A 25,765-nucleotide genomic window follows, 5' to 3' on the forward strand; every position below is an offset into this window, starting at 1 on the left:
GAAATGCTTGACACTTTCTTCGACGAGGGAGCACCTTGCTGCTTATGAAACAGATACTTCATACATTGCCGTGCAAATCCCGGGCTGCGCAGCCCCTCTGGCGCAACCACGACTTCCTCCTGGCCAGCAGCGCCCGATTCGTCGCCACCGCCGGCATGGGAGCCGTCGTCGTCAGCGTCATGCTTCACCATCAGAACCTGGCGGCCGCGGGCGAACCCAGCGTTGCCGGCCCGTGGCTGGTGGCAAGCTATCTGCTCTGCTCGGCCTTGCCGCTGGTGCTGCTGGCCCCGTGGGCCGGCAGGCTCGCAGACACCCGGGACTCCCGGACGCTCGCGACCGCCTCATCCGTGGTGAGTGCGGCCGCCGTCGCCGGCATGGGGTACGGCATGCAATATCTGGACAACTACCTGCCGGTGCTGTTCGCCATGACCTTCCTGCTGGATGCTGCCCAGGCTGTGGCCGGACCCACCTGGCAGGCCCTGCTGCCCCGGATCGTGGGCGAGGGCCTTACACCGCGGGCGTGGCCCTGGCCGTAGCGGCCTACGTCCTGCCGCGCTTCGGCAAGGAGGGCGCGGGCGTTTCAGCGGCCGCGGAGGCAGACGCGCCTCCCGTCCCTCAGGGCCCTACCGCCCAAGACGTGTCAGGCGGGCAGCAGGAAGCCGTCGCGGAGCAGGTTCCCCACCTCGGTGAGCAGCCCGCCGCGGAAAGCCTCGGCGTCGTAGCCGTCGTACCCACCCAGCAAAGCCTCGAGGGCGCCGATGATCTGCCCCACGGACAGGTCGCCGTCGCACGCTGAGACGAAGCCGGCCAGCTCGGTGCTCAGGAGGTTGGTCCGGCGCAGGCCGGCACCCTGGCGCAGCAGGATGACACCCGGGTGTTCGGCCCCGGGCCGCTGGTGCCGTTCCTCGGTGACATCCTCGGCGACCAGCAGGTGCGCGGCGGCCAATTCGCGGGCGGCCAGCCAGTCGGCGCGCTCGACGGCGGCACCAAGGTGCGGCCCCACGGGCTGCTCGATTGGGTAGGCGATCTCCTCAAAGCGGGAGATCACCGGCTTGGAGCCTCCCGCCGGACGCCGCAGCCAGATCATGCCGAAGCCGATCGACGCCACATTCCGCGAGGCAAAGTCATCCAGGTACGCGGCGTAGGAGTCCTGGTAGAGCCGCCGGTCGCGGGACTCGGAGGCGTCCTGCAGCCAGGTCTCGGCATATTGTTCCGGTCCCACCTGCTCGCGCTGGATGAACCACACGTCCATGCCCGGACTGGCCCAGCTTTGCGGCCTTTCGGCCCAGGGTTGCCCCGCCGGAATCTCCCAGTTGCCCAGAAGCTGGGCTGTTCCGGCCGGTGCGAGCACCGAGGGCAGCCCCCGGACAAGCGAAGCGACGATGTCGTCCCCCGGCAGGCCCCCGTCGCGGTAGGTGAACTGGTCCGCCACGGCCTCCCCGGGACTGCGGGGCGTGATCACGAACGGCGGGTTGGAGACCACGAGCTCGAATTCCTCGCCCGCGACAGGTTCGAGCAGGGAGCCCAGCCGCAGGCTGACGCGGTTCTCCAAGTTCGCCGGGTCCAGGTGCAGTGCCGCGGCGTTGAGAGCCAGGTTGAAGCGGGTGAACGCCAGGGCACGTTCGGAGATGTCGGTGGCGGTCACATGGTCCGCGTGGTGCAGCAGGTGGAAGGTCTGGATCCCGCAGCCCGTACCGAGGTCCAGGGCGCGGGCCACATGCCGGCGGGCGGTGACCTGCACCAGGGTGGTGGATGCCTGCCCGATCCCCAGCACGTGGTCGTGGCGGAGCACTCCGGGGCGCTGGTGCGCGGCGAGGTCGCTGGCCACCCAGAGATCCGCCCCGCCGCTGCCGGCCCCGTCGTCCCCGTCGTCCGCGTCGTACCCGACCACCGGGTCCCAGCCGTAAGGCCGGAGGTCCACCTTCGCCTGGATCAGGCCTGCCGGGGACGGTTCCACGATGCCCAGTTCCAGCAGACCGGCCGTACGGATGCCGGGCAGGGCGGCGTCGAGCGTTGCGGCCCGTTGCGGCTCGGCCAGCAGCCACAGGCGGACGACGGCGGCGAGCGCCGCCGTCGTCGGCCCGCCGTCGCCGGCGCGCTCGGTGGCGATCAGCGCGGGGATGAGCTGGTCCCGGCCCAGGGCGGCGTGCGCGGCCTCGCCGAGCAGTTCCGCCACGCCGTCGACGGTGTAGCCGATGGTCCGCAAGTCCGCGGCAAGCGATGCGAGCGTCCCGTGGAGGTCGCTGCGGGGTGCGTCAGGGGTGTTGCCGGCCGTGAAATGCGTCGAGGGAGTCACCGGTCAAGTTTAGAGGTGCTTCCCCGCGTAGACCCGCAGCGCGTCCCGGACGAAGGCCGCCCCGGCTTCACCGCCGTAGTTCGCGGCGAAGCGGGGATCGGCGACATACACCTCGCCGAGTCCTGTCACGTAGCCCTTCACATCCCCGTTGCCGCCTGCGGCGGACCCCGCCGCAGGCGTGCCGGGAATGCCGGTGAGCCATTCGACCTGGCGGCGGGCAAGGTCCTGGGCGGCCTCGCTGTCCGGAGCGAGGCCCGATTGCGCCGCCGCGATCCAGTCGCTGCCCAGTTGCCGGGACCGCTGCTTCCAGTCCTCCTTCTGGGCCGTCCCCATTCCGCGCCACCAGGCATCCGAAGTGGCATACGCGTCCTTGCCCCAGCGCTCCTCCACCTCCTTCTGGTACTGGGTATGGTCAAAGCCGTCGAACATCTTCTCCGCCATGATCTGTCCTCCTTCTTTCACTGCTTCAATGGTTTGCTCGACCGAGGCGATTTGCCGGGCCAGCCGGTCCTGTTCCTGGCGCAGCCATTCCAGATGACGGCCCAGTGCCTTCGCCGCGTCCGGCTCATGGCCGAGTACTTCGGCAACCGCGGGCAGTCCAAGCCCGAGCCTGCGCAGGAGCAGAATGCGCTGCAGCCGCACCAGCGCGGCCCGGCCGTAGTACCGGTAGCCGTTATCGCCGGTGCGGCTGGGCTTGAGCAGCCCGATGTCGTCGTAGTGGCGCAGGGTCCGGCTGGTAGTGCCGGCGAGTTTCGCGATCTGCTGCACAGACCATTCCATGCCGCGCTCCTCCCGGATCTCGTGTTCTAAGGACCTGTCCTCCGACTCTAAAGCTTGACGTTGCGTCAAAGTCAAGGCCCCGAGCAATCCGCGGTGCCGGACCGGATCCGCGGCGCCGGGGCGGCCGCTGACGGACGAGGAAACCACCCGGCGGCGGGGCACGGCGTATGCCGCGTTGCACCGGCAAACTGGTGGAGCGCGGCAGGCGGCGGCGCGCAGGGAGCCGACTCCGGCGCCAGGCAGGCACCCGGCGACCGGGCATGGGGCGACGTTCCCACGCGGTAAGTTGGAGGAATGGTTTTCCGTTCCCTTCGCCCCTTGGGCTCACCGGCGCTTCGGCGGCGGTTCGCCGGCGCGGTCGCCTGCGCCGCCGTCGTTCTGGCCGGGTCGGCGTGCTCCCAGGCCGGTTCCATCGAATCCGCCGATGTTCCGTCATGGAAAGCCACCGCCCTGCCCTCGGCCGGCGGGATCGTGCTGGAGGACGCGGGCAAGATCCTCAACCGCGATCCGATCGTGAAGGCCGCCCCGGACGTGCAGGCGGGCAGCTACACGCTGACCATGAGCTGCGACGGCGGCGGCAAGGCCTTCTTCAGCGTCTCCCTCGACGGCGCCACGCTGATGGAGGCGGGCGCGGCCTGCAACGGAAGCCGCGAGATAGCCCGTATCAAGGTGCCCGCCGCAGGCACGGTAGCGATCAGCACGACGAGCGTGGACGCGCCGCTCATTTACGGCTACCACTTGGCGCCCGCGGCGTAGCAGCCGGCTTCGGCACGGGCCGCAGCGGTGTGACTTGCACCCGCGGCCTCTGCCGCTAGGATCGGGGCATGTCTGCTACCGGGGGTCCGTGTTGGAGGCGCCATACGGTGCTGCCGCTGGCGTTGGCCACCGGCGCTGCCGGACTGGCCGGGCAGGGCCGTTAGACTCTGGCTTTTCTCGCCCCGCCGGGCCTAAAGTCAGCGTATGCCCCTTGCCTCGGCAACGCGAGGACCGCGGACGCGCATCGCGGCAACCGCCGTCGTAGTCTGTTCTGTGCTGGCCATCGGCACAGGGCTGACCGGTTGCGCGTATGAATTCGACGAAGGCCTCTCGAAGGACGGTTCTCCCTTACCGTCGGCAACGGCATTCACGGATGCGGCCCTTCCACGGGATCCCGGACTGAACCAGCCTGTCACCGGGGCGGAGCTGGACGCCTGGATTGCGCAGGTGTTGCCCGATGCCAAGGGCCAGGTCTTCCAAACCGGCTACGGCTCCCTGAAGGCCGACGAGGATCGCCGGGAAAGCACCACCCAACTACCCAAAGGCAGCTACGCACTGACCCTGGCCTGCCGCAGCACGAAGCGTGTGTCGTTCAGCGTCGGCAACGGTGACGACGATCTGGTGGACCTGAGCCTGCGGTGCGGCACCTCACGGGTCAACGTGGTCTATCTGTCCGCCGACGCCGTCCTCACCGTCCAAATCGATGCGGATGCGGCGGCGAACTTCGCCTACCGCGTGAGCCGGATCTGACTCCGGTCCCGCCGGAACTATGGACTGAACGGAGCCTGTGCGCGGGCCCAGGGTCCGCGGGAAATCAGGCCGCACAGCCTTCCGGGCAACGCAGGGTCTCGGGGCTGGCGGCACACTCGGTGCAGTACAGCGTGAGGGTCCGGCAGGCCTGGTTGGAGCAGTTCTCGAACTTACTCGTGGGCGCAGAGCAGCGGACGCACTCGCCAATGGTCGTGGCGTCCTCGCTGAATTCGAGGTGCATGCGCTTGTCGAACACGTACAGGGAGCCTTCCCAGAGGCCCTGGTCCTTGAAGGCCTCACCGTAGCGGACGATGCCGCCGTCGAGCTGGTACACCTCTTTGAAGCCGCGGTTCACCATCAGGCTGGAAAGCACCTCGCAACGGATGCCGCCGGTGCAGTAGGTGACGATCGGCTTGTCCTTGAGGGCATCGTATTTGCCCGAGTCGAGTTCCTGGATGAAGTCATGGGTGGTGGCGACGTCCGGGACGATCGCGTCCTTGAACTTGCCGATCCGGGCCTCAAAGCCGTTGCGCCCGTCAAAGAACACCACCTCGTCGCCGGATTCCTTCTTGGCTGCCACGAGCTCGTGCAGTTCGCCTGGCAAGAGGCGCGTGCCGCCGCCGACCACGCCGTTGTCATCGACCTTGAGCTCGCCCGGGGCACCGAATGACACGATCTCGTCCCGCACCTTCACGCTCAGCCGAGGGAAGTCCCCGGCGCCGCCGTCGGACCACTTCACGTCGATGCCGTGGAACCCTTTGTAGTCGCGGGTGGTCTTCACATACTGCTTGACCGCGTTCAGCTCGCCGCCGACGGTCGCGTTGATCCCGTCCCTGGAGATGATGATGCGCCCGGTCAGTCCGAGCTTCTCGCACAGGGCGCGCTGCCAGAGCCGGACGGCGTCCGGGTCCGGCAGAGGGGTAAAGCCGTAAAAGAGCACAATTCGGTTCAAAGCCACGTATTTAAGGGTACCGGCTGGCCAAAAACCGGAAACCCGCGTCGATCCGGGGCAGCCGCCACAGTCACAATTTCGTAAGCAAGCACGGTTCCCCGACCCGGCCCCTGTTGCTTGTGCCGGGGCTGGAATACGCTCATCACATGAGTCTGGACGCCATGGTTGAAGACACTACCCACCTGCTGGAAATCTGGGTTATCGGCTGGGCCGGTTGCCGGGGGTATGAGACCCGCAGGGAGGGCCGTTTCCCCGCGGCCCTGCGTGCGGACACGACCCGTGAGTGGGAATTCTTCGCCCATGACCCCTCCGCCGCGGAGTTCGCGGCGCTGGCCGCCGCGACGGCTGAAGTTCCGGCCCGGATCCTGACAATCCTCACCAACGATGCGGCGCGATATACCGTCCTGGCGCAGGAACACGGGCTCAATGTCACCTCGGCCTCCCAGACGATGATGATCGTGGACATGGAGACCCAGGATTCCGAGGACCCCTGGCTCCCGGATGACGACCTGACATGGGTGCCGTCAAAAGCGGACGGCGTGCACCATGCCGTGGTCTACGCCGGCGAGGAGGTGGCCGCGAGCGGACGCGTCCTGGTGGTGGACCACACGGCGATCTTCGACAAGATCGTCACCGGGCCCGGCTACCAGCGCCGCGGGCTCGGCAGCTTCATCATGCGGGCCCTCGCCGCCCAGGCGTTCGAGCACGACGTCGAAACCGGGTTGCTGCTGGCCTCGCTCGACGGCCAGCAGCTGTATTCGCACCTCGGCTGGCGCACGGTCTGCCATGTCCTGATGCTCTCCGCCTCGGATGAGGGCTCGGACCTGTCGGTCGGCTGAGGTTCTGCACGTCGCCCGGGCGATTTCAGCCGGGGTGAAAGAATGTATGAGTGAACCCACATGAGTCGCTGATTCCGTTGCTGGGCCGCGGCCCGGACCCGGAACAGCTCCGTCATGTGCGCACCATCCCCGCCCGCGAGGCCGTCCATGCGGCCTGGCCCGCGTGGGCCCACCCTGATCTGGTCAACGCCTATGGATCCCTGGGGATCCACGAGCCGTACCGCCACCAGATCCAGGCCGCCGAGCTGGCCCACGCCGGCGAGCACGTGGTCATCGCCACCGGCACCGCCTCCGGAAAATCCCTCGCCTACCAGCTGCCGGCGCTGGACGCGATCCACCGGTCCGAGCTGCGGGTCCTCGCCGATCCCGGCAAGATCCACGACGACGGCGCCGTCACCCTCTACCTGTCCCCGACGAAGGCCCTCGCCGCCGACCAGCTGGCCGCCCTCCGCGCGCTAAGGCTCCCGACCGTCCGGGCCGAGACCTACGACGGCGATACTGATCCCGCCTCCCGGCGATGGATCAGGGACCACGCGAACTTCATTCTGGCCAATCCGGACATGCTGCACTTCGGAATTCTCCCGAACCATGCCTGGTGGGCGCGGTTCTTCCGCCGGCTTCGCTATGTGATCGTCGACGAAGCTCACAGCTACCGTGGCGTTTTCGGATCGCACGTGGCCAACCTGATGCGCCGGCTGCGCCGCATCTGCGCCTACTACAGCCCCGGCGGGTCCGGGCCGGTGTTCATCGCTGCCTCCGCCACGGCCTCCGAGCCCGGGATCTCCTTCGGCCGGCTTATCGGCGCGCCGGTGCGGGCCGTGTCCGAGGATTCCTCGCCGCACGGCTCAACAACCGTGGCGTTCTGGGAGCCGGCCCTGACCGAACTCCGCGGCGAGAACGGCGCGAAGGAACGCCGCACCGCTGTGGCTGAAACCGCGGATCTGCTGGCCAACCTGGTGTCCTCCCGGGTCCGGACCATTGCCTTCATCAAGTCCCGGCGCGGCGCCGAGACCATCGCGTCGATCACCAAACGACTCCTGGACGAGGTGGATCCAAGCCTGCCTCAGAGGGTCGCGGCCTACCGCTCGGGCTACCTGCCGGAGGAACGGCGGGCCCTGGAGAAATCCCTACGCTCCGGCGAGCTGCTGGGCGTCTCCAGTACCTCAGCCCTGGAACTCGGCATCGACATCTCCGGACTCGACGCGGTGCTGGTCGCCGGATGGCCGGGGACGCGCGCGTCGTTGTTCCAGCAGATCGGCCGGGCGGGCCGCGCCGGGCAGGACGCCATCGCGGCGTTCGTGGCTAGCGATGACCCGCTGGACACCTATCTGGTGAACCACCCCGAGGCGATCTTTGATGTCTCGGTCGAGGCAACGGTCTTCGATCCCTCCAATCCCTATGTGCTGGGGCCGCACCTGTGCGCCGCCGCCGCCGAGCTGCCGCTGGGGTATGCCGAGCTGGACATCTTCGGAGGGACAGCCGAGAGGCTCCTTGACCAGCTGGTGGCCCAAGGGTACCTGCGCCGGCGCCCCGCCGGATGGTTCTGGACGCATCCGCAGAGCGCCGCAGCCATGGTGAATCTGAGGGCCGACGGCGGCGGTCCGGTGAGCATTGTCGACACCGATACCGGTTCCCTGCTCGGGACGATGGATTCCCCGCAGACGCACTACCAGGCCCACACCGGCGCCATCTACGTCCACCAGGGCGAGAGCTATGTGGTGGAGGAGCTGAACGAGGATGACCATTGCGTGATCGTGCGCCGGGCGAACCCGGACTACTACACCACCGCGCGGGACGTGACCCAGATCGAGGTGCTCGAAACACAGCGCACCACCCAGTGGGGCGACGTGGCCGTGCATTTCGGGGACGTGAAAGTGACGACACAGGTGGTTTCCTTCCAGCGCAAGGCACTGATCTCGAACGAGATCCTCGGTGAAGAGCCCCTGCAGCTGGGAGCCAGGGACCTGTTCACCAAGGCCGTGTGGTTCGTCATGGACAACCGCTCGCTGACCGGCGCCGGGCTGATCGAGGCACAGTTCCCCGGCGCCCTGCACGCCGCCGAGCACGCGGCTATCGGGCTCCTTCCGCTGGTTGCCTCCAGCGACCGCTGGGACATTGGCGGGGTATCAACGGCCATCCACGCCGACACCGGCGTGCCGACCATTTTCGTGTACGACGGCCACCCTGGCGGTGCCGGCTTCGCCGAGCGCGGCTACGACAAGGCCCGGGTGTGGCTGTCCGCCACACGCGATGCGATCAAGGCCTGCGAATGCGAGTCCGGCTGCCCCTCCTGCGTGCAGTCGCCCAAATGCGGGAACAAGAACAACCCGCTGGACAAGGACGCCGCCGTCACGTTGATCGAGGTGCTTCTGAAGGACGCGACGGACCAGATGCGAGCCGGGCAGCCGGACCAGCCTGCTGCGGTTCAACCAGCGGGCCAGCCCCGCTGAGCGGGCCGCTCCCCGTCACCGGTGTGCAACGAGGCCGGATCCGGATCGACGCAGACTACGGCGGCGGCCCGGCCCGGGCTTGTCCGGTGGCCGCGCCCAGGAACGTCCTGGCACCGAGTTCGGTGCGGACCTGGACCGTTCCCCCGGCACCTTCCACACAGCTAAGGACCGCGGCGTTGTTCCGGCGCGCGACCTCTTCGGCGACGGCGCAGGGCTCGCCCGGCGCGAGTCCGCGTGCGGCATCCGCCGCCGCCAGCGCCGCCAGATCGGCGGCCGCCGCGGCCCGGGATGCCATCGCCGCCGACTGCGCCAGCAGCACGATCAGGGCTGACGCCATGATGACCACCAGCCCCAATCCGAGCGCCAATACCGTCCCAGAGCCGCGCTGAGGGTGCTCGCGCGATGTGCTCGTACGTTTCGACCGGTTCACGCAGCCCGCCTCCGAGGCTGGTCGTGCGCGGTGTCGTGGAAGGTGTCGTGAACCGGGGCTGCGGCGAAGGGCTCGGACGGTTCGCCCCGGGCCCAGGCCCGGGCTGAGAGGGTCCACGGAAGTAGTGAACCGACAGCTCCGAAAACGCGGCCGGAAACCGTAACGCTGAGCCATTCACCCTCGGACGCCACGGCCGACGCTGCGGAATCTCCGGCGAGGCGGCGGACGATTGCGTCCACGGCGGAGGTATCTTCACCGCGGGCCAGTGCACGCGCGCCCGCCCGCGCCGCTTCCTCCAGCCGCAGCTGTGTCACTCCTGCGGCTGAGCCAGCCAGCAGCAAGGCGAGCAGGAGCAGCACGGCCGGCAGGGCGACGGCGAATTCGGCCGTCACCGCACCGCGGCACGTGCCGCCCCCCGCGCACGGCCGCCACAAGGCGCGGTCGGCCGGAGGCGTCGCTGCTGCCCCGGGGCGTCCCTGCCGCCCCGGGGTCCTTCGGGGCGGCGCCTGTCTCCCCGGGGCCAGGCGCCCGGATTGGCGGGCACACGCCCAGAACCCTGCGGCGGCCGCACATCCGCGGAGCCGCGGGGGCTGGGAATCGCCGGCCGATGCTTCCTCCCGGTCCCGCCGCCCGCAGCTCATGGCAAGGCGAGCGCCGTGCGGATGAGATTCAACAGGAAACCGCGGACCTCGTCACTGCGCATGATGAACACGAGGATCCCCGCGAAGCCCACGGCGGCCAGGGTGGCGATGGCGTATTCGGCCGTTGCCATCCCGGCCTCGGAACCAAAGAGCTTTCCGGGTCTGCAGGGCCGGACCGGCCCGGCGGCGCAGGCGCCCGGATAGATCTCGCGCACCTCGGCGGCTCCTGTTTCGGCGGTGGCGGCGAGGGTGCGGGCGGAGCCATCTTGGTTGATCGGCATGTGCTTTCCTTTCACGGATCTCCGGCGGATACGCCGGTTGCTTCGACTCTTCCGGCTCGGGCCAGGGCCGGTAAGGGCCGATCCGTGCCAAGTGGATAACTGCCTCCGCGGCGTGGTCGTGGAGGAGCGGCCGGCATGGCGCGAGCGAGTCCAGGTGCCGGCGGCTGGGCGGGATCGGGCGCCGTCTCTGGCTCCGACCCCTGTTCCGGCTCATGACGGCAGCATCGCCAGCAGCACGGGCACGACGCCGAGGCACACGAAGGCCGGCAAGGAACAAAGACCGAGCGGGACCACCAGCTTCACGCCGAGGGCTGCCGCCTGTTTCTCGGCAGCCCTGAACTGTTCGCGGCGTAGTCGGGCGGCCTGGGCGTACAGGATGGCCGAGGACGGCGCACCGGTGAGCGCGGCGAAGCCCACAGCATCGCGCAGGGCAAGAAGTTCGCCTGAGCGGACGCTCGAACTACGCCAGGCCGTGTCCCAGCCGGCGCCAATTGCGAGCGCCGACACGACCGGCCTCAGCGGGGTAGCGATTTCAGGTGCGGCCAGCGCAGCCACCAGTTCCAGGGAACGGCCGATGCCCGCTCCCGCATCCAGCATGGCGCCGATCAGTTCCAGCATCATGGCGGTGTCGCGCAGGCCGGCGTCGCCGATGTGCCGGGCCGTGGACCCCTCGCCGAAGACCCGGGAGTCTGAGGCGCCCGCACGATCCTCAAGCTGGCGGCTGAGTCTCCGGCCAACCTGGCGGCGGCCGTAGAACGCCGTCATGGCTGCGGCCGCCAGAACCGCAATCAGTGCGAGACCGCCGACGTCGGCAGTCACCGCGGCGTGCCTGCCGCCGACCGGACCAGCTTGGCGGACCAGATCCGCCCCGCAGCGGTGAGGGCAATGCCTGCGGCGAGCGCCGCCGTCCCGAGCGGGGTGCCCAGCAGGCTCCCGAGGGGATCCACGCCCAGCAGCATGCCCAGCCCCAGTCCCAGGAACGGCAGCCAGGTCAGCAGTCGGACCGTGGCCCTGGGCCCGGCGAGAGCCGTCTGTCGGGCAGCCTCGGCGTCGTCCTCGGCGTCGAGTTGAGCGGCGAAACGCGTCAGCACCTCCGCCAGCGGGCAGCCGCTGGCCTCGGCAATGTCGAAGCATGCGGCGAGTTCGGCCCAGACCCTGCGATCGTTTCCCAAGGGGCCGCCCCGACCGCCTTTCACCGTTCCCGCTCCGCCGGGCCCTGCACCCGCGGTGCGGATCGCTTCGCCCACCGGAGCCCCGCGCATTGCCGCCGAGCGGGCGGCGGCCAGCAGGGAAAGGGAGGCAGGGGCCAGTTCGGCTCCGCGGCCGGGGCGGTGGTCCGTCCGTAGGTCCGGCGAAGAATCCCCGCCATAGAGTGTCCACAATTCATCCCACAGCATCCACGGGGTGCGGCCGCCCTTGAGCAGCGCGGCCAATTGCTGGACGACCACCGTCATCGGCACGCGTGGCGCCGCCCGGCGCGGCCACCCGGGCAGAGCCCTGCCTGGGAACCACCGGTGGTGCCGGGAATCCGCCGTCACCGGCGACGGGCCGGACGGGCGGGCAAGCGCCGCCCGGATCCGGCTGCCTGAATTTGCTGGCGGTGAGAGCGCCAGGAACATGGCGGCAGCCAGGACCCCGACCAGGGCGGCCGTCATCCCGGTCTCCCGGAGCGGCGGCCGCGGCGAGGCCCCGTCGGCCATACTGCGTCGTCCGGCGAAGCGACTTCGTCAGGGGAAGCGACTTCGTCAAGCAAGCCGGCGTTCGCTGCGGCGGAGGGGTCCAGCCCCAGCCGGTCCGCCAGTTGGGGCCAGGCCGGCCCGAAACGGAGGCCGCCGGCCACTACGTCCAACGCTGCGCTGACGGCCAGCCCTGCGCCGTTTTCCTCCAACACTCCTATGGCTGCCACCTGCCGCCGGTTTCCGGCCCGTTCCACGTGGATTACGGCGTCGAGGGCGCTGGCCGCCTGAAGGCGCACGGCATCCGGGGCCATGCCGGCGAGCGCCCCGAGGGCGGTCAGCCGGGCGGGGACGTCGGACGCGGTGTTGGCATGGATTGTCCCGCCTCCGCCGGAGTGACCGGTGTTCATGGCCGTCAGCAGTTCCCGGACTTCCGCGCCCCGGCACTCCCCCACAATCAGCCGATCGGGACGCATGCGCAAGGCCTGCCGGACGAGCTCGCCCAGATCCACCACGCCGCCGCCCTCGAGGTTCCCGTGCCGGGACTCCAGCGAGACGACATGGGGGTGGACCGGATTCAGCTCGGACGCGTCTTCGATCAGGACCAGTCGTTCGCCCGGATGACACAGACCAAGCAGCGTGGCGAGCAGGGTCGTTTTGCCCGAACCGGTGGCGCCGCTGATCAGGAAGCTCAGATGTCGCTCGACCAGGCGTTCGAGTACCTGCCGGATGGGGCGGCCGAACATGCCAAGCGTCCGCAGCTCGTCCATCGAGAACACCTTTTCTCGCCGGATCCTGATGCTGAGGAGAGTTCCCGCTGTGGAGATCGGCGGGAGCACGGCGTGAATCCGGTAGCCGCCCACGAGCCTGACATCCACGCACGGAGAGCCGTCGTCGAGCCGGCGCCCGGCGGCGGCAACCAGCCGCGCCGCGAGGGCGCGGATCTGCGCTTCCCCGGTAAAGACAACGGGTGCCTTTTCCAGGCCGTTTCCGCGATCTAGCCAGACGGCATCCGGGCCGTTCACGAAGATGTCGGTCACGGCGGGGTCCCGGGCGAGGACCTGCAGCGGGCCCAGGCCGTTCAGTTCGGCGCTGATGCTCTCGACCGCGGCCAGCGCGCCGGCTGTTCCGAGGAGTCTTCCACTCGACTGCACGGCGGCGGCAACGCGGGACGCGGTGACGGGCCCGGCGTCGGACATCACGGATTCGCGGACCGATTCCAGCAGCCGCGCATCCACGGGGTTGCGGGCTCGCACGCCGAGCTGCGGGACGCCGGTGTTGGGCTCATGCGCCCAATCGGGCGGCCGCGGCCCCGAACGGGCGTTCATCCTTCATCTCCTCCGCCAAGGTCGAGCACCAATTCGGCGAACCGCCGGACCCTGCGCCGGCGCCCGGTATCCAGCAGGCGTCCAAGTTCGGTCGCGGCGGCGGCGCCCCTGACTTCGGGCATGATCCCGCACAGGGGCAGACCGACAGACTCGGCAATCAGGGCTCCGTCCAGCGCGGCCCCTGGTTTCCCCCGGACCACCAAGGCGGTGTCCACCGGGGGAAGTTCCTGCAGAAGCCGCGCCGTTGCCACGGCCGCGCGCAACTGGGCGGGTGCAACGACAACAATCCGGTCGCACTCCCAGGCGAAGGCCCGCAACGCCTCGCGTCCCCGGCCGAGGTCCACGAGCACAAGTTCAAAGCCGCGCCGGGCCGCATCAAGGACACCGGCCACGGTTCCGGCATCCACTCCGGCATACCGCTCCCTGCTGCCTGGCCAGGACAGGAACGAGAATCCGCCGGCCACGGGCAAGGAATCCGCGAGCTGGCGCGGATCAATGCTCCCGCTGGCCTGTGCAAGGTCAGGCCATCGAAGGCCGGAGGTCTCCTCGGCGGCAAGCGCCAGTTCCAGTCCCCCGCCCCACGGATCGCCATCTACCAGCAGCACCCGTGTTCCGTTCCGGGCGGCCGACTGGGCCATCCAGATGGCCGCCGTGGTGGCGCCGGCCCCGCCGCATCCGCCGGTGATGCCGAGTACGCGTCCGCCGGCTTCGGGCGAGCGGGAGCGGCTCAGATACTCGGCCAGCCAGACGGAGGCCTCGGGCAGCACCGCCACCCGTTCGGCTCCGATGGCTACCGCCCGGTGCCACAGGCTGTCCCCGTCCCCGTTCAGGCCAACGAGCACGGCCGGGGCCCGGCGGCGCGGAGGCAAATCGCGGATGTCGCTGCCGACCAGTACCGCGGCGGCCGTGTCCCAGAAGGGCGCAGCTTCTCTGGCATCCGGCACCGTCGTCAAGTGGCCGCCGGCCGCTGCCACGATGCGTTCCACCTCATCGCGCAGCACCTCGAAGCCTGTGACCAGCAGCGTCTCGGATGACCCGCCCGGCAGCCACCGCCCCACATCCCGCGGCAGGCCCGGGACGGCATTCGGTAGCTGGTGCTTGCTCATACCGCCACTGTGCAGCCACCCGGGCCATCGCCGTAACCGATGCCCGCGCTATGTGGACAATCCGGGTGGACAAGCCACGGATAAGCCACGGACACTGCGGGTGGACAAGTGGCGCCGCGCCTCAGGGCAGAATTGACCCTATGTACCTGTTGCTCGCCGCCCACGCTGATGGCGCAGCTCTCCAGGAACTCACCGCCGACGGCGCCCCGCACCCGGCCGCCCCTGAACCCCGTGTCGTCACCGCCGCAGAGCTGGCCGGCGTCGTGCGGGAACTCGAGGAGCGGCGTCCGCGCTGGATCTGGCACCGCACCCAGGACTGGTACCCGGCGCTGCTGGCCGCCGGGGTGGAGCTGGAACGCTGCTACGACCTCACCTTGTGCGGCGCGATCCTGGCACATTCGGAGTTCACCGCGCACACCGCCTACGCACAAAACGCGGAGAAGCTCACCCAGGACGATGAGCCGCCCCGGGCGCTGCAGCCGCCGCCCCCGCCCGCCGAGCAGGGCGCCCTGTTTGAGGATCCCGGGCCGCGTCGCGCGCCCCGCCACACCCCCGCAGAGCTCCGCGCCGAATACGCCGCCCAGCAGGAGGCGCTCAGCCAAGCTGGAGGGGCCGGCGTCGAACGCCCTGCCGACAACCGCAGGCAGCGCCTCCAGCTCCTGCTCGCCGCCGAATCCGCGGGCGCCATGATCGCCGCCGAAATGCAGCACACCGGCGTGCCGTGGCGGGAGGAACTCCACGAGCAGATCCTCGCAGACTACCTCGGTCCGCGCCCGCCCCAAGGCCACCGCCCGGCCAAGCTCGAGGCCCTCACCGCCGAGCTTCGGCGGCTGCTGCTGTCACCCTCGCTGAACCCGGACTCGCCGCAAGATCTTATGCGCGCCCTGCATCGGAACGGTATCGAGGTCAAGACCACACGGCAGTGGGAACTGAAGGAGTCCGGCCACCCGGCAATCGAACCACTCCTGGCGTTCAAGAAGCTCTCCCGCCTGCACGCGGCAAACGGCTGGGCCTGGCTGGACGCCTGGGTCAAGGACGGCCGGTTCCAGCCCGAGTATGTGGTGGGCGGAGTGGTCTCGGGCCGCTGGGCTTCCCGCGGGGGCGGGGCACTGCAGATTCCGCGCCAGATCCGCGGCGCCGTGCATGCCGATCAAGGCCACAAGCTGATCGTCGCCGACGCCTCACAGCTGGAACCCCGGGTGCTCGTCGCGCTGGCCCAGGATACCAAAATGGCGGAGGCGGCGCGGGACAAGGACCTGTACGCCGGCATCGCCGCGCAGGGTTTCGGCGGCGACCGGGCCAAGGCAAAAATAGCGCTGCTCGGCGCAATCTACGGAGCCACCACCGGAGAATCCGGGCGCCTGATGCCCCAGCTGACCCGCACCTATCCCCGCGCCGTCGGCTTCGTGGAACAGGCGGCGCGCGAGGGCGAGGCGGGCAGAACGGTCACCTCGCGGCTGGGCCGCAGCAGCCCGCCGCCCTCGGAGCGCTGGCTGCAGAGCCAGCAGTCAACCACCGCCGAGGAACAGCGCCGGGCCGATTCGAGTGCCCGCTCGCGGGGCAGGTTCACCCGCAACTTCGTGGTGCAGGGCTCCGCAGCGGACTGGGCGGCCTGCTGGCTGGCGGAACTACGACGACGGCTGCGTGCCATGCGCTCGGCCGGAACCCCCGCCGGGGAACTCGTCTTCTTCCTCCACGACGAAGTCATGGTTCACTGCCCGGAAGACGCCGTCGAGGACTGCATCCGGGCCATCGAGGAGTCCGCGGCCGCCGCCAAGGAACTGCTGTTCGGCAGGATCCCGGTGGAATTCCCCGTCAGCGTGGCTGTCGTGGACTCCTACGACAACGCCAAATAGGCGCCCGGTGCCGGCCGCCGTAACGTACCCGTCGGTAGCGTTGTGCACTGTCTGTGCCGCCAGTTACCCTCAAAATGGTCGGCAATCTAAATGACACTTCCGCCGGCCATTGCAACGACGCAAGGAATTGGGGAGGCAGCAGATTGGCTGGCATTTTTGAGATTACCGAAGCTGGAGAGAAATCCTACTTCTTCAAGCTGACGGCACCGGACGGAACGGTGGTCGCCGTGTCGCCGTTGTTCAACACCATCAAGGGCGCGGCAGCGGGCATCACCGCCGTCCGGGAGAACGCCGCGACGGGGCTGATCGTGGATAAGTCCCGCTCCAGAAGGAGGCCGTTGCAAAGCGGTCGCCTGGCAACGGGCTAGCATCCCGCCCGGCTCTGGCCGGCCGACCGCGCCCAAACAGGCTCAGCCGTCGAGCCTGCTCCAGGTGTCGACGCTCTGCAGCCGGGTGCGGTCCCAGGAAACCGCCCAGCCCAGCTGCTCAAAGAGCTGGTTGAGGATCATCCCGGTAAAGCCCCACACCACCACCCCGTTTACGGTGAAGGCGGGGCTTTCGAATGTCTGCCCGGCACGGGTGACGGTCGCCATGACCCGGTTGTCCGGATCCAGCAGATCCCGCACCGGAACCCGGAAGACCTGGGAGGACTCGCCGTAGTCCACCACACGCACGGGCGATTGCGAGGCCCACCAGCCGAGGACGGGCGTCACCAGGAAGTTCCCCCGCGGGAGTGCCAGTTCCGGCATGATGCCAAGCACCTCGACGCCGGCCGGGTCCAGCCCCGTTTCTTCTTCGGCTTCGCGCAGCGCGGCGTCGATCACCGATTCGCCCGGGTCGATGCCGCCGCCGGGGAAGGCGACCTGTCCGGGGTGGTCATCCAGGGTCTGGGCGCGCTGCAGGAGCAGGACGTCCAGATCGGCCGGGGCCAGCAGCTTGACCGACGTCGCCGGGACGTCGTCAAGCGAGCCGAGGAGCATCAGCACGGCGGCCCGGCGGATCCGTTCGCCGGGCTCGACGGCGAGTTCCCGCCAGCGCGGATCCGCGGCCGGCGCGGTGCCGGCCTCCACCGCGGCCACGAGGTCGACGAGGTCCTGGCGCGCGGTCACCCGGGCTTCCTCTGCGATTCCATCCGGATTTCGGCGGCCCGGTGGGTGTCGGCGAGAAGTTTCTCCAGCAGCTCTTCCTGGCCGGGGGCCAGCTCGTACTTCAGCAGCTTCGTGGCCTTTTCGGGGTCGGTCTCGCCCATCCCGTAGCTGGGACACCAGTTGGCCACCGTGCAGGCCCCGCAGGCCGGCTTGCGGGAATGGCAGACCCGCCGGCCGTGGAACACCACCCGGTGCGAGAGCATGGTCCAGTCCTTGGGCTCGAACAGTTCGGCGACGTCGGACTCGATCCGCACCGGATCCTCGGATGCTGTCCAGCCGAAGCGCCGCGCCAGCCGGCCGAAGTGTGTGTCCACCGTGATTCCGGGGATGCCGAAGGCGTTGCCCAGGACGACGTTGGCGGTCTTCCGCCCGACGCCGGCGAGCGTCACCAGGTCTTCGAGCCGTCCCGGCACCTCGCCGTCGTACTCGTCCACGAGGCGGGTGCACAGCGCCATCAGGTTCCTGGCTTTGGCGCGGAAGAACCCGGTGGGCTTGATGATGGCTTCCAGCTCGGCCGGGTCCGCCTCGGCCATGCTCCGCGCGTCCGGGTACCGGGCGAAGAGCAGCAGCGTAATCTGGTTGACCAGCACGTCGGTGGTCTGGGCGGAGAGCACGGTGGCCACCACCAGCTCGAACGGGCTGCGGAAATCGAGCTCCGCGTGCGCGTACGGGTACAGCTCGGCGAGCGCCCGGTTGATCCTGCGGGCACGGCGCTTCAGGCCTAGCAGCGATTCGCCGGGTTCCGTGGCCACCGGGGTCTGGCTAACCGCGTTCGATGTTGCTGAGGTCGCGCAGCACACCGGCGCGGCCGTCGGTGTGCTGGACCAGGAATTCGTGGCCCCGGTCCTCCAGGGCGAGGACCCAGCCGCCGGGCTCAATCACGAACGCGGGAGTACCGGTGCGCTCGTCCACGGCCGTTCGGGGCTGGGCTACGGCGAACCAGAACGCCTCGTGGGCGGGCTGGTCCTGGTGTTCCTCGGGGCGGCTCGCCGGATCCACCGTGGCGCCGATCGGCTCCTGCGAGCGCACCTGCGGGTTTACGGTGGTGGGGGCGCTGTTTCCTGCGCCGGCGGGAACCTCAGCCGCCCGGGTTTCCTCGGCGGCTGCCGCCGCCCGGTTCTGGGCGTCCGGGGCCGGCCGGCCGGCCGTGGTCTCCGGGACCAAGGCTGCTTCGGGGGCGGACGGCACGACGCCGGCGGCCCGGGTCTGCTCTCCGGCAGACGGCGCGGACGCGGCGGGCACGATGCCGGTGATCTGGGTTTCCGGCGAGCTGAAGACCGGGGTGGGTGCGGCAGCGGGGGCCGGCGCGGCCGGGGCCGCTGACGGCGTCGCGCCTGCAGGGCCGGCGGCGGGACCGGCTGCAACGCCGGACGCTGCACCCTGGGACTCATAGCCGCGCGGGGCGGCGCCCGGGGCGGCTGACTGACCGCCGGAGGTCAGGCGCCTGGCCCAGCCGGCCACCGGGCCGGTTCCGGCTTCCTTGGGGGCTTTCGGTTCCTTGGCTTCCTTCGGCGCCTTCGGGGCCCGGGGCTTGCGGACGGGTTCTGCCGTCTCGCGGGCCACGACGTGGGCGGGTACTTCCTCGCGGCCCAGGAAATCACCGCAGAGGTAAGGGATCAGGCGGCCCAGCACAGTGGCGGCAAAGAGCCCCAGCGCACCGACGAGGGCCAGCAGCATGCTCGGCACGAACGCGCCCGCGACGGCCAGGAAGAAGAAGGCGACGGCGAATGATGCCACCACGGAGGCGAACTGGTCCACCGAGAGGGAGCCGATCCGGACCTTCGTCCCGGGGCTGACCCGGCGCGCCACGAACATGGCGGCAACGACCACCGGAAGTAAGACGCCGAGGCCCAGGAAGAAGAGGCTCCCCAGGTTCCACAGGTTGTAGCGGACGGCAAACATCGGGATCAGCGATGCGATGAAGAGAATCAGCGTTGAGCCGAAAACGGTGAGATCGCGGATGGTGAAGGGCCCCAGGACCGCCTCGTTCTTGTAGCCGGCCGCCTTGCCGTTCGCCTTGTCCACCGTGAACCGTGGCGGCTCCCCGTAGCCGTCCGCTTTGCCCCGGCCGCCGGAGCCCTGCCCCGCGCCCCGGCCGCTGGAATCCTGACTGCTGCCCTGGCTCGTGTCTGGACTTGGGGAAGGCGTCTGGAGCTGCCCGTTAGTTTGCTCGTTCATTCTGTTCTCCTTAGCATGGCGCCACCCTGGACGGTGCCGCCTAACGGCAGGCAGATACAGGACCACGCGCGGTCCCATCGCCTCCATTGGATGTCACAACTTCATCTCAGCCTAGCCAAGTGCATGGCCGATCACTAGCTGACAAGCCGTGGGCGGACGCGGCAAGATCAGCGGCGGTTTGCGGAGCCACCGGGGCCGGCGGTTGTCGCCAGCGCTTTGCTGTAGCTCACCGGATTGTTGCGGGTGGCGGCCGAGACGGCCAGATGCCGGGCCGTGATGCGGCGGGCGAAGGATCCCGCATACGGCAGGATGATCACGGTGTCCAGACCGCCCTTCCAAGCGCCTGCCGGATAAGCACCAGCCGGGCCGGGCGTAGTCTGTGGAAATGGAACTACTGAACACGACCCCTGTCTTTCTGTGGCGGGCCGTCTGCTTCTTCGCCGTGGCCGCCGTCGTGGCTGGGATCCTCCTGCCGGGGACGCCCGCCGTCTCCATCGTGCTGATCATCATCACCCTGCTGCTCACCGGATGGGCTGTGCTGGTTCAGCGTCACGTGCGCCGCCGGATGGTGCGCAAGTAGCCGACGGGCCACCATTCGTCGCTTAACAAACACCGCTCACGGTTCACCGTGTGACGCGGCACACGTTGGGGGCTGCCCAGGCGTTAGTGTGTATTTCGGAACAGCTCTTTGCGGTCCCTCCGTGACCAGCCGATGCCCGACGCCGCACAAACGGCCGGCATGGCGGCGGAACGGAGGTCCCGCGCAGCACGGATCGATGAATGATGAGGTTCACCATGTCCCAGCACATCCCAGGCTCCACGACCATGCAGGATCCCGGCACCCAGCCCCAGGGCGACGCCTTTGAAAACCTGTCCCAGGAGAACCGCAAGTTTGCCCCGTCCGCCGAGTTCGCGGCCAACGCCGTCGTCACCGCCGCCGACTACGCGGAGGCCGACGCCGACCGCCCCGCCTTCTGGGCGAAGCAGGCCCGCGAACTGCTGAGCTGGAGCAAAGACTTCACCCAGACCCTCGACTGGTCCACGCCGCCGTTCGCCAAGTGGTTCGTCGGCGGCGAGATCAACGCCGCCTACAACGCGCTGGACCGCCATGTGGAGGCCGGCCACGGGGACCGTGTGGCCATCTACTTCGAGGGCGAACCGGGCGACACCCGCACGTACACCTACGCGCAGCTGACCGACGAGGTCAAGAAGGCCGCGAACGCCTTCGAGTCCCTCGGCGTCGCCAAGGGTGACCGCGTCGCCGTGTACCTGCCCATGATTCCCGAGGCCGTCATCACGCTGCTGGCCTGCGCCCGGATCGGCGCCATCCACTCGGTCGTCTTCGGCGGTTTCTCCGCCGAGGCGCTCCGCTCACGGATCGACGACGCCGAGGCCAAGCTCGTCGTCACCGCCGACGGCACCTACCGCCGCGGCAAGCCCAGCTCGCTTAAGCCCGCCGTCGACGAGGCCCTGGTCCACGACGGCCACACCGTGCAGAACGTCGTGGTGGTTAAGCGCAACGGCCAGGACGTCGACTGGCACGCGGGCCGGGACCACTGGTGGGCCGACACCGTGGGGACCGCCTCCGCCGAGCACACCGCCATCGGGCACGACTCCGAGCACCCGCTCTTCATCCTCTACACCTCCGGAACCACCGGCAAGCCCAAGGGCATCCTGCACACCACGGGCGGCTACCTCGCCCAGGGCGCCTACACACACAAGGCCGTCTTCGACCTACACCCGGAGACCGACGTCTATTGGTGCACGGCCGACGTCGGCTGGATCACCGGCCACTCCTACGTCGCCTACGCCCCGCTCATCAATGGCGCCACCCAGGTCATCTACGAAGGCACCCCGGATTCCCCGCACCAGGGCCGCTGGTGGGAGATCGTGGAGAAGTACAAGGTCTCCATCCTCTACACCGCCCCCACCGCCATCCGGACGTTCATGAAGTGGGGCAAGGAGATCCCCGCGAAGTCCGACCTCTCCTCGATCCGCGTCCTGGGCTCCGTCGGCGAACCGATCAACCCCGAAGCGTGGATGTGGTACCGCGAGGTCATCGGCGGCAACGCCGGGAAGAACGGCGAACGCAAGGAAACGCCGGCCCCGATCGTGGACACCTGGTGGCAGACCGAAACCGGGGCGCAGATGATCGCCCCGCTGCCCGGTGTGACGGCCACCAAGCCCGGCTCCGCCCAGGTCCCGCTGCCCGGCATCGCCGTGGACGTCGTGGACGAACTCGGCGAATCCGTGCCCAACGGCTCCGGCGGCTACCTCGTGATCCGCGAACCGTGGCCTGCCATGCTGCGCGGCATCTGGGGGGACCCGGAGCGCTTCAAGGAAACCTACTGGTCCCGCTTCGAGTCCATGTACTTCGCGGGCGACGGCGCCAAAAAGGACGAGGACGGCGACATCTGGCTGCTCGGCCGGGTCGATGACGTGATGAACATTTCCGGCCACCGCCTCTCCACCGCCGAAATCGAATCTGCCCTCGTCTCCCACCCCGCCGTCGCCGAAGCCGCCGTGGTGGGCGCCGCCGACGAGACCACCGGCCAGGCCGTCGTCGCCTTCGTGATCCTGCGTGGCGACGCCGTGGACACCGGAGACGCGATCGTGCAGGAACTCCGCAACCACGTGAGCAAGGAAATCGGGCCCATCGCCAAGCCCAAGACCATCCTTGTGGTGCCCGAACTGCCCAAAACGCGCTCCGGCAAGATCATGCGCCGCCTGCTCAAGGACGTCGCCGAAGGACGCGAAGTCGGCGACGCCACCACACTGGCTGACAACACCGTGATGGCCCAGATCGCGCACTCGCTGAGGAAGTAGGCAGCGATCCCCGGTTCAGCGCCGGGCTGACATCCGGCACGGTTCGACGACGGCGCCTCCCGCCCTGGCGGGGGCGCCGTCGTCGTCCGCCTGGGCTGTCGCCTGCCGGTCTCCGGCCGGGAACTGTCAGTCGTCGCGGAAGCGGGCGTCGACCAGGACTGCCTCGAAACTTGTGGCAGCGGGCGTTGTGAACTTCGCGTTGACCAGGGCCAGGGTGTTGCCGAAGAGCGCCGCCGTCGTCGGGACGTCGAAGTTCTTGCTCGTGATGACCTCCACCACCTCGCCCTTGCCCAGCGATCCGTCCAGTTTGATCCGGCTGACCTGGTTGAGCAGGTTCTGCACGGCCCAGAGAGTGTTGCCCCGGACGACGATGCCGTCAACGTTCGTCAGGGTAACGGGGGCCCCGGCGGAGTCAGTGACGTCAATCAACTTGTTCGACGCGTCGTCCGGATCCACGGCGTACAGGGCGCCGCGGCCCGTGTGGGCCACGATCAGCGTGTGGCCTCCTTTGACAGCGGCGATGCCGTTGAGGTTGAACCCTTGGTCCACGGTTCCCGCGGCCGGCTGCAGCTCCAGCGTCCGGACTTCACCCGGATCCCCGTGACTGCTGACCGGGACGAAGTACAGTTCACCCGCCCTTGAGTTGGTGAACCATGCCCCTTCGCGGGTCAGCGTGACGTCGTTGATGAAGCTTTCATTGGCCGTGGCCAGCTGGTAGACCGCCACGGTCTTCTTCGACTCCAGGTCGTAGACGTAGGCCTGGCCGGTGGCGCCGCCCGCCACGAAGAGGAGCTCGTGGTGCCGGTCGACCTTCATTCCCAGGGCTGCCCGGCCGTCCGGGGCGGTGATGAAGAGTCGGGCCTTGCCCTCCCGGATGTCCCCGCGGAAGATGTTGCCGTTGAGCCGGTCGCCGGCGAAGAACGTGTTGCCTTCCCCTGCGGCGATGCCTTCGGCCCCGGTGGCGCCCGGGAGTTTGATCACCGAGGGCCGGTCGTCCCGGTCGTCCCGGTCCGCCCCGGAGGCGGCGGCCAGAGGCGCCGGGACGAGAAACGCCGCCAGGGCCAGGACGCCCACGGCGGCCCGGCGGATTGCTTTTCCTGCATAGATTTTTCCTGCATGGACGCTGCGCATGATGTGCTCCCGGATCGGGCTTTCCGCGGGCTGCCCGGTACGGGAGCCCCGCATGATGATCCTTCCAGTCTAGGCAGGGCGGCCCGGGCGGGCCAGAGCCCGCCGGACCCGGAATACGACGCCGTGAAAGGATGAGCCATGACCGAGATCTGTGACGTGCTGGTGGTTGGTGCCGGCCTTGCGGGGTTGCAGTGCGCCCGGGAGCTGGAGGCTGCCGGCCGCGAGGTGCTGGTGTGGGATGCGTCCGACGACGTCGGAGGCAGAATCCGGACGGACCGGATCGACGGATTCCTGGTGGACCGCGGCTTTCAGGTGCTGAATCCCGCGTACCCCGCGGTGCGCCGGCGGGTCGACGTCGAAGCCCTGGCACTTCAGGCCTTCGGTTCCGGTGTCCGGGTCCGAAGGGAGGACTCCTTGGCAGTCCTCGCCCACCCACTGCGCGAGCCCCGCCTGATCCTGCAGACCCTCCGCAGCGGCATCCTTAAGCCCCGGGACGCCGCGGGGCTGCTGCGGTGGGCTGCGCCGGCCTATGGCTGGCCCCGGAGTCACCGCGGCACGGACGGTGCGCTGCGGGAGGCGCTGGACAGCGCCGGGTGCTCCGGCGAACTCCGCCGGGTGGTGGACCAGTTCCTCGCCGGCGTGCTGCTGGATGACGGTGGCACTACCTCCAACGACTTCGCACTGCAGCTTGTCCGGGTGTTCGCCAGCGGCGTGCCGGGACTGCCGCGCGACGGCATGCAGTCGCTCCCCCGGCAGCTGGCCGCCGCCCTGTCCGCCCCGGTCCGCACCTCCACCAGGGTGGAGTCGATCAGGCCGGACGGAAACGCGATGGTGGTCACCGCGGCGGATTCCGTGCTCCGGGCACGCCAGGTTGTCGTCGCCACCGATCCGGTAACCGCCGGCAGGCTGACGGGCAGCGCCGTGCCGGCCATGAAGGGAGTGCTCACGCACTGGTTTGCGGCCGGTGCAGCCCCCAGCGAGGCGGATATGCTCTTCGTTGACGGCCGTGCCCGCAGTGGCGGGCCGCTGGTCAACGCTGCGGTCATCTCGAATGCGGCGCCCAGCTACGCCCCTGCCGGACGGCACCTCATCCAGACGTCCGCGTTGTTCGGCGCGGGGCGGCCGGTTCCGACGGACGACGAGGTCCGCAGCCACGCCGGCGAGATCTTCGGCGCCCCCACGAGTGGCTGGGAACTGCTGGCGCGGCAGGAGGTCCCGCACGCCCTGCCGGCGCAGCTTCCCCCGCTGCGGCCCCGGCAACCGGTGGAAAGCCCCTCCGGGCTGATCGTTTGCGGTGACCACCGGGCCACGGCTTCCCTTCAAGGCGCCCTTGTCAGCGGCCACCGCGCCGCCCGGGCGATTCTCGGCTAGCCGGATGGTCTTCTCTGTTTCCCGCCGGGTCGCCGCGCCCGCCGAAGAGGTGTGGGCGCTACTTACCGACGTCGATCAGTGGCCCAACTGGGGGCCGTCGATCACCGGCGTCGATCCAGCCCCGGCGGGCCACCGGAACGGACCCGCGGCCGGCGGGCTCGCAAGCGGCAGCCGGGGCAGGGTACGTACCATCCTGGGTGCCGCACTGCCCTACACCGTGACAGAGTTCGAGGCCGGACGGTACTGGGCGTGGTCCGTTGCCGGAATCCCCGCCACCGGCCACCGGGTTGTTCCGCAGGAAGGCGGCTGCCTCGTGACCTTCACCGTCCCCTCGTGGGCGCCGGCCTACCTGCCGGTCTGCGCCCTGGCGCTGCGCCGGATCGAGCGGCTCGCCACGCGGCAGGGATCGCGGCCGGCGGCAGCCACGGTCCCAAAAAGGGCCGGGGCTGCGTCGAGAAGAGCGCACCGCCCGGCGCAACGCGATAGATTGGCAGGCATGAGCGAAGCCACCCCCGCCGGTGCCGGCCGCGGCACCATCCTGGTCCTCAACGGACCCAACCTGAACCTGCTCGGCACCCGCGAACCCGAAAAATACGGCACCGCCACGCTGGCCGACGTCGAACAGCTCGCCAAAGACGCCGGCGCGGCGCACGGGCTGGACGTCGAGTGCTTCCAGTCCAACCACGAGGGTGCCCTCGTCGATGCAATCCACGCGGCCCGGGGCAAGGCGATCGGCATCGTCATCAACGCCGGCGCCTACACGCACACCTCGGTCGCGATCCGTGACGCCATCTCCGCGGTGCAGTTGCCCGCCGTCGAGGTCCACATCACGAACGTCCACGCCCGGGAGGAGTTCCGGCACCACTCGTACCTCTCAGATATCAGCAAGGCCGTGATCGCCGGCGCCGGGATCCTGGGCTACCGCTTCGGCATCGAATACCTCGCCGGGCTGCAGGCCGGCCAGGACTGA

General features: G+C 69.4%; 26 protein-coding genes and 1 pseudogene. 12 read left to right on the forward strand and 15 right to left on the reverse strand.

Annotated features, from left to right (window positions below; genetic code table 11):
- Positions 1 to 65 precede the first annotated feature (65 nt).
- Complete coding sequence (locus ACZYZE_RS05230; RefSeq protein WP_463906622.1) at positions 66 to 536, forward strand: MFS transporter; 471 nt, start codon at positions 66 to 68, stop codon at positions 534 to 536.
- A gap of 104 nt (positions 537 to 640) precedes the next feature.
- Here the strand turns inward: ACZYZE_RS05230 and ACZYZE_RS05235 are convergent, their stop codons facing one another.
- Positions 641 to 2,296 (reverse strand): DUF7059 domain-containing protein, encoded by a 1,656-nt coding sequence (locus ACZYZE_RS05235; RefSeq protein WP_463906625.1) that lies wholly within the window; start codon positions 2,294 to 2,296, stop codon positions 641 to 643.
- A gap of 9 nt (positions 2,297 to 2,305) precedes the next feature.
- Positions 2,306 to 3,076, reverse strand: a complete 771-nt coding sequence (locus ACZYZE_RS05240) for a MerR family transcriptional regulator (RefSeq protein ID WP_463906626.1) — start codon at positions 3,074 to 3,076, stop codon at positions 2,306 to 2,308.
- Positions 3,077 to 3,370: 294 nt separating this feature from the next.
- Here ACZYZE_RS05240 and ACZYZE_RS05245 point away from each other — a divergent pair, with 294 nt between their 5' ends.
- On the forward strand, positions 3,371 to 3,832 hold the full coding sequence (locus ACZYZE_RS05245) for a DUF6023 family protein (RefSeq protein WP_463906627.1): 462 nt from the start codon (positions 3,371 to 3,373) through the stop codon (positions 3,830 to 3,832).
- 204 nt (positions 3,833 to 4,036) lie between these two features.
- Positions 4,037 to 4,582, forward strand: coding sequence for a DUF6023 family protein (locus ACZYZE_RS05250; protein ID WP_463906629.1), 546 nt, complete (start codon positions 4,037 to 4,039; stop codon positions 4,580 to 4,582).
- 64 nt (positions 4,583 to 4,646) lie between these two features.
- On the opposite strand, the gene trhO is transcribed toward ACZYZE_RS05250, so the two are convergent.
- Positions 4,647 to 5,540: an oxygen-dependent tRNA uridine(34) hydroxylase TrhO gene (gene trhO, locus ACZYZE_RS05255; RefSeq protein WP_463906631.1), complete on the reverse strand. Its 894-nt coding sequence runs from the start codon at positions 5,538 to 5,540 to the stop codon at positions 4,647 to 4,649.
- Positions 5,541 to 5,680: 140 nt separating this feature from the next.
- On the opposite strand from trhO, the gene ACZYZE_RS05260 reads away from it, so the two are divergent.
- The gene (locus tag ACZYZE_RS05260) at positions 5,681 to 6,373 is read left to right on the forward strand and encodes a GNAT family N-acetyltransferase (RefSeq protein ID WP_459317411.1); all 693 of its coding nucleotides are present in this window, start codon (positions 5,681 to 5,683) and stop codon (positions 6,371 to 6,373) included.
- Positions 6,374 to 6,423: 50 nt separating this feature from the next.
- Positions 6,424 to 8,823, forward strand: a complete 2,400-nt coding sequence (locus ACZYZE_RS05265; protein ID WP_459317410.1) for a DEAD/DEAH box helicase — start codon at positions 6,424 to 6,426, stop codon at positions 8,821 to 8,823.
- A gap of 55 nt (positions 8,824 to 8,878) precedes the next feature.
- Here the strand turns inward: ACZYZE_RS05265 and ACZYZE_RS05270 are convergent, their stop codons facing one another.
- The 7 genes from ACZYZE_RS05270 to ssd form a co-directional block, all read right to left on the reverse strand.
- Entirely contained in the window at positions 8,879 to 9,253 is a 375-nt protein-coding gene (locus tag ACZYZE_RS05270; RefSeq protein WP_463906633.1) for an Rv3654c family TadE-like protein, read from the reverse strand.
- Positions 9,250 to 9,645, reverse strand: coding sequence for a TadE family type IV pilus minor pilin (locus tag ACZYZE_RS05275; protein WP_463906634.1), 396 nt, complete (start codon positions 9,643 to 9,645; stop codon positions 9,250 to 9,252). Before ACZYZE_RS05275 ends, ACZYZE_RS05270 begins: the two co-directional genes overlap by 4 nt.
- A gap of 245 nt (positions 9,646 to 9,890) precedes the next feature.
- On the reverse strand, positions 9,891 to 10,205 hold the full coding sequence (locus ACZYZE_RS05280; RefSeq protein WP_463906710.1) for a DUF4244 domain-containing protein: 315 nt from the start codon (positions 10,203 to 10,205) through the stop codon (positions 9,891 to 9,893).
- A gap of 180 nt (positions 10,206 to 10,385) precedes the next feature.
- Complete coding sequence (locus tag ACZYZE_RS05285; RefSeq protein WP_463906636.1) at positions 10,386 to 10,994, reverse strand: type II secretion system F family protein; 609 nt, start codon at positions 10,992 to 10,994, stop codon at positions 10,386 to 10,388.
- Complete coding sequence (locus tag ACZYZE_RS05290; RefSeq protein WP_463906637.1) at positions 10,991 to 11,830, reverse strand: type II secretion system F family protein; 840 nt, start codon at positions 11,828 to 11,830, stop codon at positions 10,991 to 10,993. Before ACZYZE_RS05290 ends, ACZYZE_RS05285 begins: the two co-directional genes overlap by 4 nt.
- A complete protein-coding gene (locus ACZYZE_RS05295) occupies positions 11,827 to 13,050 on the reverse strand; it encodes a TadA family conjugal transfer-associated ATPase (protein ID WP_459317517.1) in 1,224 nt (407 codons plus the stop codon). Before ACZYZE_RS05295 ends, ACZYZE_RS05290 begins: the two co-directional genes overlap by 4 nt.
- A 125-nt stretch (positions 13,051 to 13,175) precedes the next feature.
- Positions 13,176 to 14,285 carry a septum site-determining protein Ssd gene (gene ssd, locus ACZYZE_RS05300; RefSeq protein WP_463906639.1) on the reverse strand — a complete coding sequence of 370 codons (1,110 nt, stop codon included), beginning with the start codon at positions 14,283 to 14,285 and terminating at the stop codon, positions 13,176 to 13,178.
- 140 nt (positions 14,286 to 14,425) lie between these two features.
- Here ssd and ACZYZE_RS05305 point away from each other — a divergent pair, with 140 nt between their 5' ends.
- Entirely contained in the window at positions 14,426 to 16,141 is a 1,716-nt protein-coding gene (locus ACZYZE_RS05305; RefSeq protein ID WP_463906640.1) for a bifunctional 3'-5' exonuclease/DNA polymerase, read from the forward strand.
- Between the two features lie 74 nt (positions 16,142 to 16,215).
- Positions 16,216 to 16,509 carry a YegP family protein gene (locus ACZYZE_RS05310; protein WP_463906641.1) on the forward strand — a complete coding sequence of 98 codons (294 nt, stop codon included), beginning with the start codon at positions 16,216 to 16,218 and terminating at the stop codon, positions 16,507 to 16,509.
- A 42-nt stretch (positions 16,510 to 16,551) separates the two neighbouring features.
- On the opposite strand, the gene ACZYZE_RS05315 is transcribed toward ACZYZE_RS05310, so the two are convergent.
- The 4 genes from ACZYZE_RS05315 to ACZYZE_RS05330 form a co-directional block, all read right to left on the reverse strand.
- Positions 16,552 to 17,250 carry an NUDIX hydrolase gene (locus tag ACZYZE_RS05315; protein ID WP_463906642.1) on the reverse strand — a complete coding sequence of 233 codons (699 nt, stop codon included), beginning with the start codon at positions 17,248 to 17,250 and terminating at the stop codon, positions 16,552 to 16,554.
- Positions 17,247 to 18,041, reverse strand: a complete 795-nt coding sequence (nth, locus tag ACZYZE_RS05320) for an endonuclease III (RefSeq protein WP_463906643.1) — start codon at positions 18,039 to 18,041, stop codon at positions 17,247 to 17,249. Before nth ends, ACZYZE_RS05315 begins: the two co-directional genes overlap by 4 nt.
- A 10-nt stretch (positions 18,042 to 18,051) precedes the next feature.
- Positions 18,052 to 19,467: a hypothetical protein gene (locus ACZYZE_RS05325; RefSeq protein WP_463906644.1), complete on the reverse strand. Its 1,416-nt coding sequence runs from the start codon at positions 19,465 to 19,467 to the stop codon at positions 18,052 to 18,054.
- A 167-nt stretch (positions 19,468 to 19,634) separates the two neighbouring features.
- Positions 19,635 to 19,784 (reverse strand): hypothetical protein, encoded by a 150-nt coding sequence (locus ACZYZE_RS05330; protein WP_463906647.1) that lies wholly within the window; start codon positions 19,782 to 19,784, stop codon positions 19,635 to 19,637.
- 68 nt (positions 19,785 to 19,852) lie between these two features.
- Between ACZYZE_RS05330 and ACZYZE_RS05335 the strand changes: the two genes are divergently transcribed.
- Complete coding sequence (locus ACZYZE_RS05335) at positions 19,853 to 20,047, forward strand: hypothetical protein (RefSeq protein ID WP_459317398.1); 195 nt, start codon at positions 19,853 to 19,855, stop codon at positions 20,045 to 20,047.
- 215 nt (positions 20,048 to 20,262) lie between these two features.
- The gene (gene acs, locus ACZYZE_RS05340) at positions 20,263 to 22,293 is read left to right on the forward strand and encodes an acetate--CoA ligase (RefSeq protein WP_459317516.1); all 2,031 of its coding nucleotides are present in this window, start codon (positions 20,263 to 20,265) and stop codon (positions 22,291 to 22,293) included.
- Positions 22,294 to 22,419: 126 nt separating this feature from the next.
- Here the strand turns inward: acs and ACZYZE_RS05345 are convergent, their stop codons facing one another.
- On the reverse strand, positions 22,420 to 23,478 hold the full coding sequence (locus tag ACZYZE_RS05345; RefSeq protein ID WP_463906648.1) for an SMP-30/gluconolactonase/LRE family protein: 1,059 nt from the start codon (positions 23,476 to 23,478) through the stop codon (positions 22,420 to 22,422).
- An 84-nt stretch (positions 23,479 to 23,562) separates the two neighbouring features.
- Here ACZYZE_RS05345 and ACZYZE_RS05350 point away from each other — a divergent pair, with 84 nt between their 5' ends.
- The 3 genes and pseudogenes from ACZYZE_RS05350 to aroQ all read left to right on the forward strand — a co-directional run bounded on the left by ACZYZE_RS05350 (position 23,563) and on the right by aroQ (position 25,765).
- Positions 23,563 to 24,795, forward strand: a complete 1,233-nt coding sequence (locus ACZYZE_RS05350) for an NAD(P)/FAD-dependent oxidoreductase (protein WP_463906649.1) — start codon at positions 23,563 to 23,565, stop codon at positions 24,793 to 24,795.
- A gap of 4 nt (positions 24,796 to 24,799) precedes the next feature.
- Positions 24,800 to 25,111, forward strand: a pseudogene (locus ACZYZE_RS05355) (SRPBCC family protein); the annotation flags it as partial.
- Positions 25,112 to 25,291: 180 nt separating this feature from the next.
- Positions 25,292 to 25,765 (forward strand): type II 3-dehydroquinate dehydratase, encoded by a 474-nt coding sequence (gene aroQ, locus ACZYZE_RS05360; protein ID WP_459317515.1) that lies wholly within the window; start codon positions 25,292 to 25,294, stop codon positions 25,763 to 25,765.

Source organism: Pseudarthrobacter woesei, assembly GCF_055412745.1.